Genomic DNA, 17,028 nt, shown 5'->3' with positions numbered 1-17,028 from the left:
CGGTGCCAGTGCACAAGCGAAACGAGTTCACCAATGACCCAGAGCCGCAAAAAGTCCCCCACACGGCCGCGAGGCGGCGTGGTGCCTGGTGGCCGAGGATTTCCGTGGGCGATATCGCTGGCAGTCCTGGTCATCGTCGGTTTGGTCTCGGTCATCGCGTACAACGTGGTGCCTCGCGCAATCGATAAGAACGAGGCCCAAAAGTACGCTCCGAGTGCCGACAATCCCGACCCGTCGACGTCGATCGACGGCGTGAGCGAGATCGAATACGCAGCCGGCAGTCATATTCAAGCGCCGCAGCGCGTTGCATACGATCAAAATCCGCCATCGGGAGGTGCTCACGATCAGTACTGGGCAACGTGTACCGGAGTCGTCTATCCGGAGCCGATACGCACCGAGAACGTGGTGCACTCCCTCGAACACGGCGCGATCTGGGTGTCGTACGACCCCGAAGCGTTGAACTCGTCCGACATCGACACTCTCGCCTCCCGGGTCGACGGGGAACCGTATTCGCTGATGTCCCCCTTCCCCGGCATCGGCGCACCCATCTCTCTTCAGTCATGGGGGCACCAACTCAAGGTCGAGAGCGCCGACGACCCCCGTATCGCGCAATTCATCACCGCACTCCGACAGAATCCGAACACCCATCCGGAACCCGGTGCCAGTTGTGCGACGGTTCCGGGCGGATTCGACCCGAAGGAACCCTTCCCGTTCGATCCATCCCCTCCGGGTCCCGACGCCATCCCCGCGGCGGATCCGCCAGCCGCCGGCGTCGCCCCCGCTTCGCCCGCCCCGATGCCCACAGCCGGAGATCGCGGCAATGGCTGAACAACGCGATACGGACCAGATCGAACGCCAGCCAGTGGCTGCCTCTCCCGCAGATCGCCGACACACGCCGCCTGCGGTGTTGGTCGTCGGTATCGTCATCGCCTTGCTGCTCGGCATCGTCATTGGACTGTGGGTACAAGGGAAGATCGCCGACACCTCATCCGGGACGTCATCCGCCGAGTCCGTGGATATCGGCTTCGCGCAGGACATGTCCGTTCATCACGGGCAAGCAGTCGAGATGTCCTCTCTTGCCCTGGTCAACGCCACCGACCCGGCCATTCGAACTCTCGCCTTCGACGTCGTCACCACTCAGCAAAGCCAGATAGGAATGATGCAGGGGTGGCTGACGCTGTGGGACCGCCCCGCCCGTAGTTCAGGTGGGTACATGGAGTGGATGCCGATGCCTTCGGTATCGATGGATCATTCGATGCCAGGGATGAGCACCGCGCAAAGTGATGCCGAAGCGACTGCTGTATCGATGCCAGGTATGGCAACTTCTGCCGAGCTCGCCGAACTACGTGCGTTAACCGGCCCTGCCTTCGAGATTCGCTACCTACAGTTGTTGTTGCGCCACCATCAGGGCGGTATCCCCATGGCCCAGTACGCCGCCGACAATGCCGCTCTCCCGGCCGTGACGAATCTCGCGCGACAAATCGCTGTCACGCAGCAGGCGGAATCGACAGCTCTGCAAAATCTCCTCGCGGACAGGGATGCTCAACCAATCCCGATGAACTGAACCCCATAGGCGTCCGCGGACCACTCGGAACCGTGGCGTGTCGAAAACCTTTACCGGCGCGGAAGAGTTCTCAGGAACTCGTTGTAGGCATCGAGGTCGACATCGCCTTCGCGTGCGACCTTCTTGTCGACTGCGGCGTTGGTGAAGGATTCGTCGCGTTTCCACCGCATCGCGAAAACCACCATGATGATCAAGGCGATCGGTTCTCCGTAGGACCAAGCCAGTGCGCCGGCCATTTGTTGATCCGCCATCAGGTCCACATTCCAGGAGGCTGGCGGATTGGTGAAGGTACTCAGGAGTGGCGAAGTTGCCATCATCAGGATCACGCCGATGAAAACGTGGAGAGGCATTTCGACGAACAGGTCGAAACATCGACCCAGGTTGCTTTGTTTGACGGGCAACGGCCCCGAGGAGAGCACCGGGACGATGAACAGTACTCCGGTGGCCAGGAAGAAGAGCTCGAGACCTGTGTGACCGATCCAGGACCGCGCTACCAGGTCGAAGACCGGCGAGAGGTAAATGCCGTAGTAGCTGAACAGGAACAGTGGAATTGTGACGCCGGGGTGCAGCAGGATCTTCGCGGTCCGGCTTCGAAGCGCCGTCAGGGAAACTGTGAGAATCGGAATTCCCCAACCTGAATGAGGCGTGGAGCGCAGCAAAAGAAGTCCAGGACTGCCCAGAACCAGAAGTGGCGGAATGGCCATGGAGAGGGTCAGATGCTGGAACATCCAGATACTGAAAAGTTCGTATCCGTACCCCTCGACCGCCAGGCCCGTGACGAGAATCAGTAGCACGCAGCCGAAGACGAAACTGGCCGTCCTCGTCCACGGCCATGCTCTTCCGGACGCTTTCACCCGATGGACGCCCCAGCAGTACCACGCCGCCATCAAGATTCCGATGACCGGCAGCATCGGCAATGGCTGCGGAGCCCAGCCGACCATCTCACCGAACGAGGGTGCGGCCTCGGGAAGTCGTATCCAGTCCATCACCTGACCTGGCCTTTCCGTCCTCGCTCGACTGTGCTGCAGGTTCAGCGCTTCGAGCGCTTCTCTCCGCGCAGGACGATCACCATTCCGACCACGAACAGCAACGCCACGGCGCCACCGAGAATCGGCAGCAGCAGTGGGGATCCGTCGGCGGCGCCGGTTTCACCGGTGGCTGCCGACGGGGCGACTGTGACAGAGGGAAGAGCACCTGCAGGAGACGGTGCCGCCGCGTTCGGTGCCACGTTCAACGTGAAGGTATAGGACCCTGTGATCGGATGGCCGTCCTCGGAAATCACGCGATACCCCACGGTGTAGGTGCCCGAAGGCATCTGCGGGGTCGTGGAGAGAGAGACGCGCTCTCCCTGCACTGACGGATCCCCGGCCCCGACCTGCGTTCCGTCGGCCGTACTGACGGTCACGTTCGCAAAACTCGTCTGAATCTCTTGGTTGAACACCAATTCCACGGAAACAGGTGCAGCATCGAGAGCTGCATCCGCGGATGGAGTCGATCCGACCAGCGCACTGTGGGCTTGCGCGGTGCCTGCGCCGATGAGCGCACACCCTGCAGCCACCAGCAGCACAACCATTGCACGCCTCAAAATCTGTTCCTCCTACTCGGCTCACACCATCACGGTGCGGAGTCCGGCGATCGATGCACACCGGCATCTCGCTGAGAGACTACCTCCGACTACTATGTTGCATAGTAGTCAGGGTGTGTGGTCGCCGGAAGGCTGCGCGCACGAACGAACATCGACCCGGTAGGCGGATCCATGAAGTTGACCACCAACGCGAAATTTTCGATAGCCCTGGTAGCTGTCTTCGCTGTCGTCCTCGGTGCACTGTTGCTCGGTAACCGCAGCGGGACAGGGACCACCAGCGCCGGCGCTTCGGACGCGACGGTGCTCCGAGCCGACACCCATCTGCTTTCCACTGCCCCCGACAACGATGTCGTTCTGGTCGAATTCCTCGACTTCGAGTGCGAGGCATGCCTGGCTATGTATCCCACGATGGAACGGATACGTACCGAGTACGCGGACCGCATTACCTTTGGCGTGCGGTACTTCCCTATCCCCAGCCACACGAACAGCGGACTCGCAGCGCGAGTGGTCGAGGCAGCTTCTCGGCAAGGGAAGTTCGTCGAGATGTATCAGCGCATGTACGACACACAGACCGAGTGGGGTGAATCGTCCGAATCTCAAGAACCCCTCTTTCGTACGTTCGCACAGGATCTGGGGCTCGACATGGCTACCTTCGAAGCGGATCTGAAGGATCCCACTGTTGCCGAGCGGGTTGAACGAGACTTCAACGAAGGGATCGACTTGGGGGTGCAGGGCACGCCGACACTTTTCCTCGACGGCGTCCAGTTGCCAGCCATGCCCACATACGAGGAGCTCACCGGGCGCATCGACGCAGCGCTGGCCCGATGACGTCAACGGGTGGCACCCGGACCGATACCAGGGGGGCTCGCACTGCTGGTTCCTTCCCTGCAGCGTGTTCTTCCTACGCGATCGGTTGGATCCTCTCAGGTGCTGGCGTGCTCGGATTGATCGCGTCTCTGATACTGACGATCGAGAAGTTTCGACTTCTCTCCGATCCCTCGTATCGTCCGTCCTGCAGCATCAACCCCGTCCTCAGCTGCGGATCGGTGATGAGTTCTCCCCAGGCGTCGGTCTTCGGTTTTCCGAACTCGATCCTCGGCGTGGTGGCATTCACCGTCTTGCTGACCACGGGAATCGTAACGCTTTCCGCGAAAAGCGGACTTCCTCAATGGTATTGGCGGTCTCTCGTCATCGGATTGTTCGCCGGCGCGGTACTGGTCCACTGGCTGATATTCCAAAGCTTGTACAGAATCCAGGCGCTGTGCCCGTACTGCATGGTCGTGTGGGTGGTGACGATCACAGCACTCTGGTATGCCTCTTTGCACCTTTGCACCCGCAGCGCCTCAGCCTCCTCTCGACCCGTGACGAGAATCGTGACGGTCGGCGCCCAGAATCACACTCTCGTGCCTACCATCTGGATCTTGTCCGTCGCGAGCATGATTCTCAGCGCATTCTGGACTTATTGGTCGACGTTGATCTGAGGGTCTGACGCAAAAGGGCCACCGCCGCCGAACTCGGCAGGTGCACGATCAGCCACGCTCAACGCAACTACTATGGATCTTAGTTTTTAGCTCGGCAATCCACGGGCACATCGGCAATTGAGGCCAGGAGAAGGAGACGAACATGAAACTCACGGGTGCAGCGAAAGCGCTGGTCGACAAAGGCATGGAGGCCGCCTCGAAGAACGCGGACAAGATCGAAAATGCAATCGACAAAACCGCCGCTGCGGCCGAAACCAAAACCGGTGGAAAACTGACCAGCCAGATTCAGAGGGCCGCCTTTGCCGCGAAGAGAGCGATCCCTCCGAAGAAGTAGTCACCCCCTTTGTCGTGCCGCCTGATTGTCGTCGAATCCAAGGCGTACGACTGAGGATGAGTGTCGAATAATCTCGCTTCGGTGTGCCCCCCCTCGTAAAAGCACACCGAAGCGAGGAGCGCTCAGGGTTCGGTCGGTGGAGGGATGACGATGCTCGCGTGAAAATCGCTGTGCCACAGCCGCGCAAGGAGTGCGTAATAGGATTCGGTTACCCTCGATTGGGTCGTGAGCGCCGCTTCCGGCGACTCGATTGTCGTCGGAGCCAGAAGGAGTGCACGATTGGCCAATGCCGCCGCGGAACTCCCGATATCCATCACGGCACCACTGATACTGGCTGCGGCGTTCAGCACGGGGTCGGGAAGGACCGTGATCGAAGGCGTGAAGGTCCGTTCTGCGTCGACGGAAACCGCGACGGTGTGGAGATGGTTCTCGATTGTCGCGATTGCTTCGCCGACCCGGCGGGTGTGGACCCGAAGTTTGCGGGGGTGTCGGACGTGGCGACGAGATATCGGCGGCAAGGTCCGCAAGTGGTCAGCGGCATGGTTCGCCACTCCGCCGTCGAGAGCGGTGGGCAGTACGTCTCGGATCAACCAGTCCGTCAGTAGGGCGGCAGCGGCATCTGTTGCCGGGACGATGACCACTGGCATTGTTCGTGTTGACATTGGCTTTCCCATCGGACTTCGTCGCCGAACTACTTCTTCTCGTCATCGTCGGGCATGCCGGTAAGTACCTTCTCCGATTCTGAGGTCGTCTCCGGCCGATGACCGACCCCGACGTGTGCTTCTGCCCGCATCCGAGCCACCATGTGCGGGTAGTGCAACTCGAAGGCCGGACGCTCGCTACGAATGCGCGGCAACTCCGTGAAGTTGTGCCGCGGCGGCGGGCAAGTGGTCGCCCACTCCAGCGAGTTTCCGTAGCCCCACGGATCGTCGACGGTGACCACTTCGCCGAATCTGTAGCTCTTGAAGACGTTCCAGATGAACGGGAGAGTGGAGGCTCCGAGAATGAAGGATCCGATGGTCGAGACTGTATTGAGGGTGGTGAATCCATCCGCGGGTAGGTAGTCGGCGTAACGACGGGGCATACCTTCGGCACCGAGCCAGTGCTGGACGAGGAACGTCATGTGAAAGCCGACGAACGTGGTCCAGAAGTGCCACTTGCCCAGGCGTTCGTCCATCATGCGACCGGTCATCTTCGGGAACCAGAAATAGATACCGGCGTACGTCGCGAACACGACCGTACCGAAAACCACATAGTGGAAATGGGCGACAACGAAGTAAGTATCCGTGACCTGAAAATCCAGCGGAGGGCTCGCCAGCAGCACACCGGACAGGCCACCGAAGAGGAAGGTGATCAAGAATCCGAGAGAGAACAGCATCGGTGACTCGAACGTCAAGTGCCCCTTCCACATCGTTCCGATCCAGTTGAAGATCTTCACGCCCGTCGGCACGGCGATCAGGAACGTCATGAACGAGAAGTACGGCAGGAGGACAGCGCCCGTCGCGTACATGTGGTGCGCCCACACAGCGATCGACAGCGCCGCGATACCGAGCGTCGCGTAGACCAGGCCGCTGTAGCCGAAGATCGGCTTGCGGCTGAAGACCGGGAAGATCTCCGAGACGATACCGAAGAACGGCAGCGCGATGATGTAGACCTCGGGATGACCGAAGAACCAGAACAGGTGCTGCCACAGCAGGACTCCGCCATTCGCGGGGTCGAAGATGTTGCCACCGAGGCGACGGTCGTAAAGCAGTGCGAAGAGTGCCGCGGTCAACAGCGGGAAGGCCAACAGAATCAAGACCGAGGTGATGAAGATGTTCCACGTGAAGATCGGCATGCGGAACATCGTCATCCCCGGAGCGCGTAAGCAGACAATGGTGGTGATCATGTTGACCGCGCCGAGAATGGTGCCGAGACCGGAGACGAGAAGCCCCACAATCCACAGATCCGCACCGACCCCAGGTGAGCTGACTGCCGAACTCAGAGGTGTGTAGGCCGTCCAGCCGAAATCTGCGGCACCGCCGGGAGTGACGAAGCCGCCCGTAGCGATGAGCGCACCGAAAAGGTAGAGCCAGTAGCTGAACGCGTTCAGTCGCGGGAAGGCGACATCCGGCGCACCGATCTGCAGGGGGAGAACGAAATTGGCGAATCCGAACACCACCGGCGTCGCGTACAGCAGCAGCATGATCGTGCCGTGCATGGTGAACAACTGGTTGTACTGCTCGTTCGACAGGAATTGCATGCCCGGAATCGCCAGTTCGCTGCGCATGATCAGCGCCATGAGCCCGCCGATGAGGAAGAACGCGAACGAAGTCACCAAATACATCAAGCCGAGCGTCTTGTGATCGGTCGTCGTCACAAGGTTCCGCAGCACCGATCCCTTCGGCGCCCGTCGCGCGGGGTACGGCCGGGCGGCGATGGGGGGTGATGCAATTGCGGTCATGGTCAGCCCGCTTCCTGTCGAGACGCAAATAGAGTGTGCGACAGAAGCATAACCCAAATACTACGTTGCATAGTTTTTGGGTTCGAGGTACCGATCGAGTGTTCCTCCGGTGCCGCCTTAGGTCACGAGGGCATGAGCGGACGCGGAGAAGACGACCATGGTGGTCAACGCGGCGATGACGGGAACGATCATCGGGAGCATCGCAGCAGAGATACAGACCAGTTTGGTGGCGCGAATCCGGGAATCGGCCTGCAGCCTGACCAAACGCACCGCGATCTCGTCGTCACCGAGCCCGAGAGTCCACACCGGCTGAGGTAGCGGCGACGTCGCCACCACGCGCAATGCCGACCGGACGGCATCGGGGCTGGTGGCTTGTGCAGCTCGATCGTCGGCAGCGAGCTCGACCAGCCGCCGCACCGCAGCGGGAGCCGCTTTGAACAGCGGGATCACCGGCAGCGCCTTCGCGAAGACTTCGCACACATTGATGATCCGGTGATGCTGCCCTCGCAAGTGTGCCCGCTCGTGCGCGATCACCGCTTCACGCTCGGATGCAGTCAAGCAATCGGAGAGACCTTTGGTCGCTACGACGAATCCCGGCCGTCCAGCGACGCTGTAGGCCATCGGCATCGGATGATCAAGCCAGAGAACGTCATCCGATGCCGGATCTGCGCGGGCGATGATCGATACGACATCACGGTGGTAGTCGCGGACCTTCGCTCGGCCCTTATGTTGTCGATGAGCCAAGAACAAGCTCCGAGCGGCGATGAGCGCGGTAACCGCAACTCCGCCGACAGCGAGCGCTTCCCCGATCCAGGGAGCCATCGCGTGCTGGAAGGCAGTGAAGCATCGCACGAGGGCCTCGGAGAGCCCTTCCGCTGGTGCATGGCTCGGCCACAGAAGGATCACTACTGCCGATACGGCAAGGAATCCCAGACCCACGATACTGCCGATCCATGCCGCGAGAATCGCTGCAGGAGCCAGAGTGGTCGATTCGAAACGCCGCAACACCTTGGGCATGAACGCTCCGATGAGCACGGCCCCGAGAAAGAGGACTGCGGCGAGAGTCATCTACCGAACCTTGCCGTGATCCAGCGCTCGCCGCAGTGCCTCGTATTCGTCATCCGAGACGTTTTGCGCGAAGTGCAGAAGCGCTGAAACAGAGTCGTTGCTGTTGTCGAGTAATTCGCGCATGGCCAGTGAGGTCGCTTCATCGCGGCTACGCGATGGCGAATAGATGTACGCGCGGCTTCGTTTTTCCCTCTGCACCCAACCTTTTTCGTGAAGGTGCGTCACGACGGTCAAGATCGTGGTGTATGCCTTCGGGGCGCCGCCCTCGAAGCGGTCGACCAGATCCCGCACAGACTGCGGCTCTTCTGCATCCCACAGGAGATCCATCACTTCGGATTCGAGCCCGCCGAGCCTCTTCATCTTCCTTCCCCCTTCGAAAATCGTCGATTGCGTCAGTCACTGATGGCCGGAGGCTGAATCTGTACCCCGCGCGCGTCCAACCATGCCATGGGATCGACCTTCTGGCCGTCTGCCTGCCACACCTCGTAATGCAGATGTGGCCCTGTTGATTGTCCTCTGTTTCCTACCGTCGCAATCAATTCTCCGGCACGCACCTTTTGACCCGCGGTTACCAGAGTCTCGTTGATGTGTCCGAAGACCCCGATTGTCCCGTCATCCTGCAGGATACGGACCCACAGTCCGAAACCCGACGCAGGTCCGGACTCGAGTACCGTACCGTCGGTCACGGACACGATAGGTGTACCAATCTCATTGGCAATGTCCAACCCGTAATGAGTCGACCCCCAACGCGGCCCGTAGTTCGACGTCAATGTTCCGCTGACAGGAGCCATCGTCAGCGGTTGGCGTGCAGCTGCCTCTCTCGACGCGCGATCGGTTGCCTCTCTCGACGCGCGATCGGTGTCGCGTTCGGTGCCTCGAGCCAACTGTTCGGCCAGCCTCCCCAGGTCGGCCAGTTTGGGAACCTGGAGAATTTCCGGAGCCGATGCCAGTGCCTGGTCGAGAGGTGCCAGCGGTTGTTGGTCGAGCTCGACGGGAGCACTGACGCTCCCTGCCGATGCATGTGAGGCGGATGTGCCGGCGGCAAGCAAAGCGCCGGTGGCGACAGAGAGAACCAAAGCCCGTCCACCAGGACGACTGCGGGACTGTCGGCGATGAGCACCGCCGCGTCGCGCCTGAACGCTTCCAGCGACGGATTCACGGTCGACTGCAGATGCGGTGGAGATATACATCGTGTCGACTGGCAGGTCTCGATCGCTGTGTGGCGTGCCGAAAAGATAACTTTCCCGAAGTGGGCAGTCGAGATCGTCGGTGTCGGGCTTGCGGTGTCGGGCCAAGATCGCATTCCTTGCGTCGCGGAAGGTCACAGAATGGTGACGGTCCCAGACAGCGTACTACTATTTCGCATAGTTTTTGGGCGAGCGTTGACAAAGTTCAGAATCTCGACGAAACGTCCCCTGCGAATGCACCTTCTCCTACTCATGTGCCGCGCGGTGGCATCTCGGCGAGCAGCACGCGGTGAGGAACCCTGTCGCGATTGCCAGGGGCATTGCTCCGATCGCGATTATCAGTCCGGCACCGAACCGTTGATCTCGCGAGAGGTCGTCGAGCCAGCCGCGCTGCAACGACGCGAAGTACTGATCAGCAATCACCGTGTCAGTGGTGATCAGTGCTGCTGCGAGGCCCCCGTAGGCCAAGAACGCCACCAGGAGCAGGGCCATCCTGACCGCGAGGCTCGCCCGCCTCGGCAAGGGATCGACGCCGACCATGACCCAGAAGAACATGAAACCGCAGATCAGCAGGGTTCCGTTGATCACCAGATGGGGGACGTGCGAGCCGGCGACAGAGCTGTACATCCCCCCCAGGTAAAGGAGAGGCAGGGCTCCGGCGAAAATCACAGCAATCACATAGGGCTGGGACATGAATCGGAACCAGGAGCCTCTGTACACGCTCTGCGCCCATTCCCTGAGGCCGGGCGCATCTCCGGACGATCGTCGAACGGAGAGCCTAAACAGCGTGAACGGGGCGCCCAGGACCAGACAGAGTGGAGCAAGGACCGCCACGGCGGACGTTGCGGCCATATGCATACTCATCACTGCGGGTGCATATCTACCCACTCCCGACGATGTTGCGACAAGCAACACCAGGCACCCCAGAGCCCAGCTGACCGATCGGAACGTCGACCACTGCACGCCCTGCTGTCGGAGGCGAAAAACGCCGACGACGTAGCACGCAGCCAACACCACGGCGAGAGTTCCGAAAATGAGATCGAATCGCCAGTCGACGAGCAAGCGGCCCGCAGTCGGTACGCCATCGAGCGCATACCCGAGTACCTCCTCGACTCTGCTCGGATCCTGTCGTTCCGTGGGCGCCGGGGGCGGCGTGCGGCCCAGGGCGACGGCGATACCGACGGTTACTGCGAGAACCACCGACTCCACCCCTGCCAGACGAATGAAGGTGCGACCGTCGCTAGGGTCCTTCGTCAGTTCGGCGATCGCGATTGTCCGTTGGCGCCAACCTGCCAGTCCGGTGAGGACCAAGGCGGCGACTTTGGCAAGAATCAAGACACCGTAGGTGCTACTCCACACCGCGGTGAGCGGCACCCGCACGGCAGCGTTGACCACACCGCTGATCGCTATGACGACGAACGCCATGAGTGCCACGGCCGAGAAGCGGCGCGCGGCGAAGTCGAGATAGCTCCCCTTTCTGCGGGCATGCAGCACGAGAGCCGCTATTCCTCCCATCCAGATCGACGCCGCAAGGATATGCAGAACCAAACTGTTCGTGGCGATGTCGTGGGATCCGCCCGAGGAGGAGTGACCCGACAATGCCCTGGGGAGCAGGCTGAACAAAGCGAATGCGAGAAGTAACGGTGTCCACGAATATCGCAGGGTCAGACGACACGCAATCGCGAGTACGAGTGTGAGTCCTGCGGTCCATGCCCATGCAGTTGTGACATCGATGTCCGAGATCGCGCGAGCGAACAGCCCTGGATCGGCGAACACGACGGAGAGAGGTTGGCCTGAACTGTCCGAGAGGGTGAGTGGAACGAGCAGCGCCGCGCATACCGCCCAGATAGCGGCGGCGACGCTTGCGGTTCGTAGCGCCAGATATCCGTCGACATCGAGTACACCTGAGGCTTGAGGCGGAACGAGAACGGCAGCCAAAAGTAGACTGCCTACGGTCATCACGGCGGCAACCTCGCCGAACGCCATCACCGCCGGGAGTCCGTAAATCGTCAAGGGCCCCGGATCTGGAAGTCCGAGCAATCGCAGCGCCTCGGAAGTTGATGCGCGCGCCAATGCCGCCGCAGTGATTGCAGCTATGACACCCCATCCCAATACTTTCCGTATGGGTCGTCCGACGACGAGGGTATCGGCGCCGGACGGTTCGGTTTCGATCATTTGCGGGTGGACCTCTCAGCATTGTGGATCTCGCCCGCGCGATCGGTGCTCCGGACCAAAATACTATGACGGATAGTTGCATGGGTGCTTCAGCCAGGGTTTACTGAAACTCTCTCGTTGGCAAATATGCGCATATGAGAATACGACGCTCCAGTCATCGGCGAGAAGGGCATATCGAGATGGGTCACGGCCATGGGCACGGCGTTGCGGAACAAGCTGCGAGTGCATCGGGTAAACATGTCCGCAAATTATGGATAGCCGTCGGGCTCGGTCTGGTCACGTTCGTCACGCAAGTCATCGTGGGGTTGTCCACGTCATCACTCGCCCTGCTCTCCGACTCCGCACACGTCTTCACCGATGTGTTCGGCATCCTCATGGCATTGACCGCTATCTTGCTTGCGCAAAGAGCGCGATCGCGCCCGGATCGCACGTTCGGTATGTACCGGGCGGAGGTGTTCGCTGCCTTGTTCAATGCTCTACTCCTGTTCGGTGTCGCCGGATGGGTTCTCTACGAAGCTCTCGGTCGACTTTCCGATCCGCCTGAGGTCCCTGGACTCCCGGTGAGCATCGTCGCTGTCGTCGGCCTCGTGATGAACATCGCGGCATTCTTGCTGCTTCGCAGCGGGGCGAAGGAAAGCATCAACGTCCGGGGCGCCTATCTCGAGGTCATGGCTGACATGCTCGGGTCCGTTGGAGTCCTGATCAGCGGATTGGTCACACTGATCTTCGGATGGCGGTATGCGGATCCGGTGATCGGTGTTGCGATCGGCTTGTTCGTCCTACCGCGTGCATACAATCTCGGCCGCCATGCCCTGCGGATCCTGCTCCAGCACGCCCCCGCCGGCGTGAGCATCACCGAGGTGACGCAAGCCTTGCAGGGGATCCCCGGAGTCAAGGACGCTCACGACCTTCACATCTGGACGCTCACATCGGGCATGGAAGTTGCGTCGGCGCATTTGACGATCGACGAGGAGTCCGATCCGACCAAGGTTCTCGCTGCTGCCCAGGATCTATTGGCCACCCAGTTCAATCTCGTACACGCGACCCTGCAGGTAGAACCCGCCGCGGGTGACGGGCGTTGCCAGGAGCTTCCGTGGTGAGTACCAACGAGGTGACCACGAACGACAAATCCCCCCATCGCAAGAAACGAATTCTCTTCGCTACGACGGTGCTCGTTTCGGTCGTCGTCGCCCTGACGATTGAGCCCGTTGCGCGGAAGCACCTGTCCGGGGCCAACGAGATGGATCTGGGCGTCGTCAGTTTGAGGCTGGCTTACAACAGTGGTGTCGCCTTCAGCCTGGGCAATCAGCTGCCGAGTGCCGTCATCATCGCCTTTACCGGCCTCGCCACCATGGGAATCGCCGTATACGCCTGGCGGAGTGTCCCGCAAAGTCGCGGGGTGGCCGTGATCGGTTTCGCTCTGATTGTCGCCGGAGCTGCCTCCAACGTGGTCGACCGAGCCCTCGACGGGAAGGTCACCGACTACTTCCACACCGGCTGGTGGCCCACCTTCAATCTTGCCGATACCTACCTCACCTGTGGATTCATCCTGGTCGCCGTGTCGCTGCTGTTCGAATCCGCGCGCGGGTCCGAACGTGAGATTCAGCGTCCGCAATCCGTGTGACCTGATTCGAGCGAGGAGGGAGCCGGAGCGCTGTCGACAGGGAAGCAGTCCATCTCTGCGAACTTCTGCGGTTCGAGGTGGCGAAACCACGACGCCCCACTCGTCGAAAATTTCCGCGGTCCGCCTGTTTTCGGTCGAATGCGTTCGGATAGTTTGGGGGCTATGAAAATAAAGTTCGGCATGACAAACTTTGAGGTGTGACTCTTTTGACTGCCAGGAATGTCGATGCTTCGGTCGGGTGGCCATGAGCGCACCGTCGCGGCGACAATTGTTGATCGGTGGGGCGCTCGCCGGATCAGCCGGACTCATGATGAACGCAGGAAGAGTTGCGGGCGCATCGCCTACCGAGCATCCCGGAAACACCAACCCGGGTACCGCCGCACCTGACGGAGACGGCGGAGTCCGTCACGGCGGCACGAGCGGTGCGACCTTTCGGGCCGGTCAGCAGGTGAACCACACTGCCAACGGGTTTCATCCCACGGCAATGCTGCGTGACTTCGACTACGGGACGACTTCCGAATTGCCTGACGGTCGAACGCTACGCGAGTGGGAGATCTTCGCAGCCGACGAGGAGATCGAGGTAGCACCCGGAGTCTATTTTCCCGCGTGGACCTTCAACTCCCGCATTCCAGGTCCCGCCTTGAGATGCAGTGAGGGAGACCGGCTCCGGGTGCGGTTCGTCAACGGTTCCGCGCACCCTCACACGATGCACTTTCACGGAATCCATCCCGCTGACATGGACGGAATTCCCGGGGTAGGTCGGGGCATCATCGAGCCGGGCGAATCATTCACTTACGAATTCGATGCAACCCCTTTCGGATTGCATCTCTATCACTGCCACGTCAATCCACTTGCAGAGCACATTGCCCGCGGCATGTACGGCACATTCATCGTCGATCCAGCTCAGGGGCGCCCGGCGGCTGACGAAATGGTGATGGTGATGCACGGCTACAACACCACATTCGACGGGCAAGGAAACCAGCTCTACGCGGTCAACGGCATCCCGTTCCATCACATGCACGAACCGGTACAGGTGAAACGAGGCGAGCTGGTTCGCATCTACCTGGTCAACGTCCTCGAATACGATCCGATCAACAGCTTCCACGTGCACGGGAACTTCTTCGACTACTACCCGACCGGGACTCGGCTCGAGTCCAGCGAATTCACGGACACGATCATCCAGGCCCAAGGTCAGCGCGGAATATGCGAACTGCGCTTTCCCTACCTGGGCAAGTACATGTTCCACGCCCACAAGACCGAATTCGCCGATCTGGGCTGGATGGGATTCTTCGAGGTGACCGAATGACCGGCACCCCAGATCCTCCCTCTCCTACGAGCACTCATGAGAATTCCTTTGACACTGCGGGTTCCGCGCATACAGAGTCCGATCAAACAGGCGCATCTCGCACCGGCCTTTGGCTCCGAGGCGCCGCAGTACTCGCGATCATCGTCATCGCCCTGACTGCGCTGGCAATGCTCGCCGGACAAAGCCTCCCCGAACGCACCGGCCCACCGATCGAGAACATCTCCGTCGAACGAACGGCCCTCGAACCAGGCCGAATCACGTTGACGCTACGCAACACCGGCCCCGACGCGGTGACCGTCGCGCAAGTTGCCGTGAACGACACATTCGTCGATTTGGTAGGCGCTGCAGATCCCATCGGCAGACTCGAGTCCCAGACGATCACCCTCGACTACCCGTGGATCACCGGACAGCCGTACCTCGTCTCGATGCTCACCTCCACAGGGTTGGTCATCGAACACGAAATTCCCGCTGCCGTAGCAACTCCCGTCCCGGGAGTGGCGTTCTTCGGCTTGATGGCTCTATTGGGCACATACGTCGGAGTCATCCCGGTCCTGCTCGGGATGCTCTTGCTACCTGTGATGCGGGGCGCCGGCGTCAGGGCAGTCAGATTCGTGCTGGCCGTCACGGTCGGTCTGCTCGCCTTTTTGATCTTCGACGGCACGAGCGAGGGGTTCAAGCTGGCAGCAGCCTCGAGCGGAGCCTTCGGCGGCGGCACTCTCGTCGTTCTCGGCGCGGCGATCGCCTTCCTGACGCTCACGTGCATCGACCGCTACCTACGCGGAAGACGCCCAGCCGGTACGACAGGTGCATCCGAACTCAGACTGGCACTGATGATTTCCATCGGCATCGGATTGCACAATCTCGGAGAAGGCCTCGCGATCGGATCCGCGTATGCGGTAGGTGAGCTTGCGCTCGGCGCGTTCCTCGTTATCGGATTCACCCTGCACAACACAACAGAGGGACTCGCGATCATCGCACCGTTGGCTCGGCGACGTACCCCCCTGTTGACCTTGTTGGGGTTGGGATTGATCGCGGGTGCGCCGGCAATTCTCGGTGCTGTTATCGGGGCGGGCGTCGACAACCGTGAAGTATCTGCGTTGCTGCTCGGAGTCGGGGTCGGCGCAATCATCCAGGTCGTCATCCAAATTGCACCGTCCTTGCGCACACAAGGCCGCTCGGATCTGGATCCGATGGTTCTCGTCGGCGTCGGTGTCGGAATACTCCTGATGTTTCTCACTGGTTTGGTGGTCCCCGCATGAGCACGATCGATCCATCCGACATCAAGGTCGGGCGCAGAACGGTCCTCCTCACAGCCTGCGCGACAACTTGTCTCGCCGTTGCCGGATGTAGCACCCAGAACAACAGCAATGCACCCGGCGTAACCCTGGGCAGTGCCGAGGTTCCGATATCAGCGGTTCCTGTCGGCGGCGGAGTCATTCTGGCGGACGAGCAAGTCGTGATCACCCAGCCGCAGGAAGGCGTGTTCCAAGCCTTCTCTGCGGTATGTACCCACCAGGGATGCGTAGTCTCCGAGGTCAGCGATGGAACGATCAACTGCCCATGTCATGGCAGCCGATACTCCATCGTCGATGGCTCGGTCGTGCAACGACCTGCTCAGAAGCCACTGCACAGCTACGCCCTTTCTCGCACCGCGGACACGATCATCGTCAACTAAGCCGGAGAACGGCACTTCCGAACTGGGACAGCTATCTGCGAAGGTTGTTATGGAACAGTGCGTTCGGCGGCGCTGAGGAAGTGAGAGATGTGTATTCTGCACAACCCGAGTTCTCGGCGTACGGCCCATCGCATTGGGCAGCCATCGCTCTGTTTGTCGCGGGTTCGGTGTTTCTGATCTGGGCGGGACGTAGACAGACCGAAGCGCAAGCTCGCCACCTCAGCCGCGCCCTCGGCGGAATACTGGCGGTGATATACGGCTCGGCGGTGCTCTACTCGCTGTCCTCACCCACGCTAGGAGGATCCGTACCCTTACAACTCACCGATCTCGCGACAGTGTCCGCGATCTACGCATTGTGGTCGCACCGACATTGGCCGTTCGCCCTCACCTACTACTGGGGGCTTGTATTGAGTACGCAGGCGTTGATTTCACCGGCTCTGGCCGGGCCCGACTTCCCCGGTTACGAGTTTCTTGCCTTCTGGGCGATTCACTGTCAATGGCCACGAAGTTCTCCCCGTAGGCGGCCAGTAGTTCTCCCCGCTGGTGGCCACGGGTTCTCCCCGGTGGCGGCCAGTTGTTTTTCCCC

The 17,028-nt window shown here is 60.8% G+C and carries 19 protein-coding genes; 11 read left to right on the top strand and 8 right to left on the bottom strand.

Annotated elements, in window-relative coordinates:
- Window positions 1-33 precede the first annotated feature (33 nt).
- Both ABTX60_RS39875 and ABTX60_RS39870 read left to right on the top strand, forming a co-directional pair.
- Window positions 34-828, top strand: a complete 795-nt coding sequence (locus ABTX60_RS39875; RefSeq protein WP_041814189.1) for a thioredoxin-like domain-containing protein — start codon at window positions 34-36, stop codon at window positions 826-828.
- Window positions 821-1,564 (top strand): DUF305 domain-containing protein, encoded by a 744-nt coding sequence (locus ABTX60_RS39870; RefSeq protein ID WP_003944664.1) that lies wholly within the window; start codon window positions 821-823, stop codon window positions 1,562-1,564. The genes ABTX60_RS39875 and ABTX60_RS39870 overlap by 8 nt, the downstream gene beginning before the upstream one ends.
- A 50-nt stretch (window positions 1,565-1,614) precedes the next feature.
- Here the strand turns inward: ABTX60_RS39870 and ABTX60_RS39865 are convergent, their stop codons facing one another.
- Entirely contained in the window at window positions 1,615-2,550 is a 936-nt protein-coding gene (locus ABTX60_RS39865; protein ID WP_037131609.1) for a cytochrome c oxidase assembly protein, read from the bottom strand.
- A 44-nt stretch (window positions 2,551-2,594) separates the two neighbouring features.
- A complete protein-coding gene (locus ABTX60_RS39860; RefSeq protein WP_229757319.1) occupies window positions 2,595-3,137 on the bottom strand; it encodes a copper resistance CopC family protein in 543 nt (180 codons plus the stop codon).
- 183 nt (window positions 3,138-3,320) lie between these two features.
- Between ABTX60_RS39860 and ABTX60_RS39855 the strand changes: the two genes are divergently transcribed.
- The 3 genes from ABTX60_RS39855 to ABTX60_RS39845 all read left to right on the top strand — a co-directional run bounded on the left by ABTX60_RS39855 (window position 3,321) and on the right by ABTX60_RS39845 (window position 4,964).
- On the top strand, window positions 3,321-3,977 hold the full coding sequence (locus ABTX60_RS39855; RefSeq protein WP_003944626.1) for a DsbA family protein: 657 nt from the start codon (window positions 3,321-3,323) through the stop codon (window positions 3,975-3,977).
- Between the two features lie 80 nt (window positions 3,978-4,057).
- Window positions 4,058-4,630, top strand: coding sequence for a vitamin K epoxide reductase family protein (locus tag ABTX60_RS39850; protein ID WP_352101723.1), 573 nt, complete (start codon window positions 4,058-4,060; stop codon window positions 4,628-4,630).
- A gap of 142 nt (window positions 4,631-4,772) precedes the next feature.
- On the top strand, window positions 4,773-4,964 hold the full coding sequence (locus tag ABTX60_RS39845; RefSeq protein WP_003944616.1) for an antitoxin: 192 nt from the start codon (window positions 4,773-4,775) through the stop codon (window positions 4,962-4,964).
- Window positions 4,965-5,086: 122 nt separating this feature from the next.
- Here the strand turns inward: ABTX60_RS39845 and ABTX60_RS39840 are convergent, their stop codons facing one another.
- From ABTX60_RS39840 to ABTX60_RS39815, 6 genes are all read right to left on the bottom strand, one after another.
- Window positions 5,087-5,611 carry a hypothetical protein gene (locus tag ABTX60_RS39840; RefSeq protein ID WP_011331639.1) on the bottom strand — a complete coding sequence of 175 codons (525 nt, stop codon included), beginning with the start codon at window positions 5,609-5,611 and terminating at the stop codon, window positions 5,087-5,089.
- Between the two features lie 44 nt (window positions 5,612-5,655).
- A complete protein-coding gene (ctaD, locus tag ABTX60_RS39835) occupies window positions 5,656-7,407 on the bottom strand; it encodes an aa3-type cytochrome oxidase subunit I (RefSeq protein WP_011331640.1) in 1,752 nt (583 codons plus the stop codon).
- A 117-nt stretch (window positions 7,408-7,524) separates the two neighbouring features.
- A complete protein-coding gene (locus ABTX60_RS39830; RefSeq protein ID WP_003944663.1) occupies window positions 7,525-8,475 on the bottom strand; it encodes a M56 family metallopeptidase in 951 nt (316 codons plus the stop codon).
- On the bottom strand, window positions 8,476-8,835 hold the full coding sequence (locus ABTX60_RS39825; RefSeq protein WP_003944627.1) for a BlaI/MecI/CopY family transcriptional regulator: 360 nt from the start codon (window positions 8,833-8,835) through the stop codon (window positions 8,476-8,478).
- Window positions 8,836-8,867: 32 nt separating this feature from the next.
- Window positions 8,868-9,770, bottom strand: a complete 903-nt coding sequence (locus ABTX60_RS39820) for a M23 family metallopeptidase (RefSeq protein ID WP_229757321.1) — start codon at window positions 9,768-9,770, stop codon at window positions 8,868-8,870.
- Window positions 9,771-9,908: 138 nt separating this feature from the next.
- On the bottom strand, window positions 9,909-11,837 hold the full coding sequence (locus ABTX60_RS39815; protein WP_011331643.1) for a bifunctional copper resistance protein CopD/cytochrome c oxidase assembly protein: 1,929 nt from the start codon (window positions 11,835-11,837) through the stop codon (window positions 9,909-9,911).
- A gap of 179 nt (window positions 11,838-12,016) precedes the next feature.
- Here ABTX60_RS39815 and ABTX60_RS39810 point away from each other — a divergent pair, with 179 nt between their 5' ends.
- The 6 genes from ABTX60_RS39810 to ABTX60_RS39785 form a co-directional block, all read left to right on the top strand.
- Window positions 12,017-12,937 (top strand): cation diffusion facilitator family transporter, encoded by a 921-nt coding sequence (locus ABTX60_RS39810; protein WP_003944635.1) that lies wholly within the window; start codon window positions 12,017-12,019, stop codon window positions 12,935-12,937.
- Complete coding sequence (gene lspA / locus ABTX60_RS39805; protein ID WP_011331644.1) at window positions 12,934-13,461, top strand: signal peptidase II; 528 nt, start codon at window positions 12,934-12,936, stop codon at window positions 13,459-13,461. Before ABTX60_RS39810 ends, lspA begins: the two co-directional genes overlap by 4 nt.
- A 244-nt stretch (window positions 13,462-13,705) precedes the next feature.
- On the top strand, window positions 13,706-14,767 hold the full coding sequence (locus ABTX60_RS39800) for a multicopper oxidase domain-containing protein (RefSeq protein ID WP_011331645.1): 1,062 nt from the start codon (window positions 13,706-13,708) through the stop codon (window positions 14,765-14,767).
- A complete protein-coding gene (locus ABTX60_RS39795; protein WP_011331646.1) occupies window positions 14,764-16,026 on the top strand; it encodes a ZIP family metal transporter in 1,263 nt (420 codons plus the stop codon). The genes ABTX60_RS39800 and ABTX60_RS39795 overlap by 4 nt, the downstream gene beginning before the upstream one ends.
- Window positions 16,023-16,442, top strand: coding sequence for a QcrA and Rieske domain-containing protein (locus ABTX60_RS39790; RefSeq protein ID WP_011331647.1), 420 nt, complete (start codon window positions 16,023-16,025; stop codon window positions 16,440-16,442). Before ABTX60_RS39795 ends, ABTX60_RS39790 begins: the two co-directional genes overlap by 4 nt.
- Window positions 16,328-17,028 (top strand): TMEM164-related integral membrane acyltransferase (locus ABTX60_RS39785; protein WP_352101722.1); only part of this gene is annotated, 701 nt, incomplete at its 3' end. The genes ABTX60_RS39790 and ABTX60_RS39785, both read left to right, overlap by 115 nt.

The sequence above is a fragment of the Streptomyces sp. NPDC126510 genome, assembly GCF_040302345.1.
In the GTDB taxonomy this organism is placed as follows: domain Bacteria; phylum Actinomycetota; class Actinomycetes; order Streptomycetales; family Streptomycetaceae; genus Streptomyces.
This window is presented reverse-complemented; position numbering and strand designations above follow the sequence as displayed.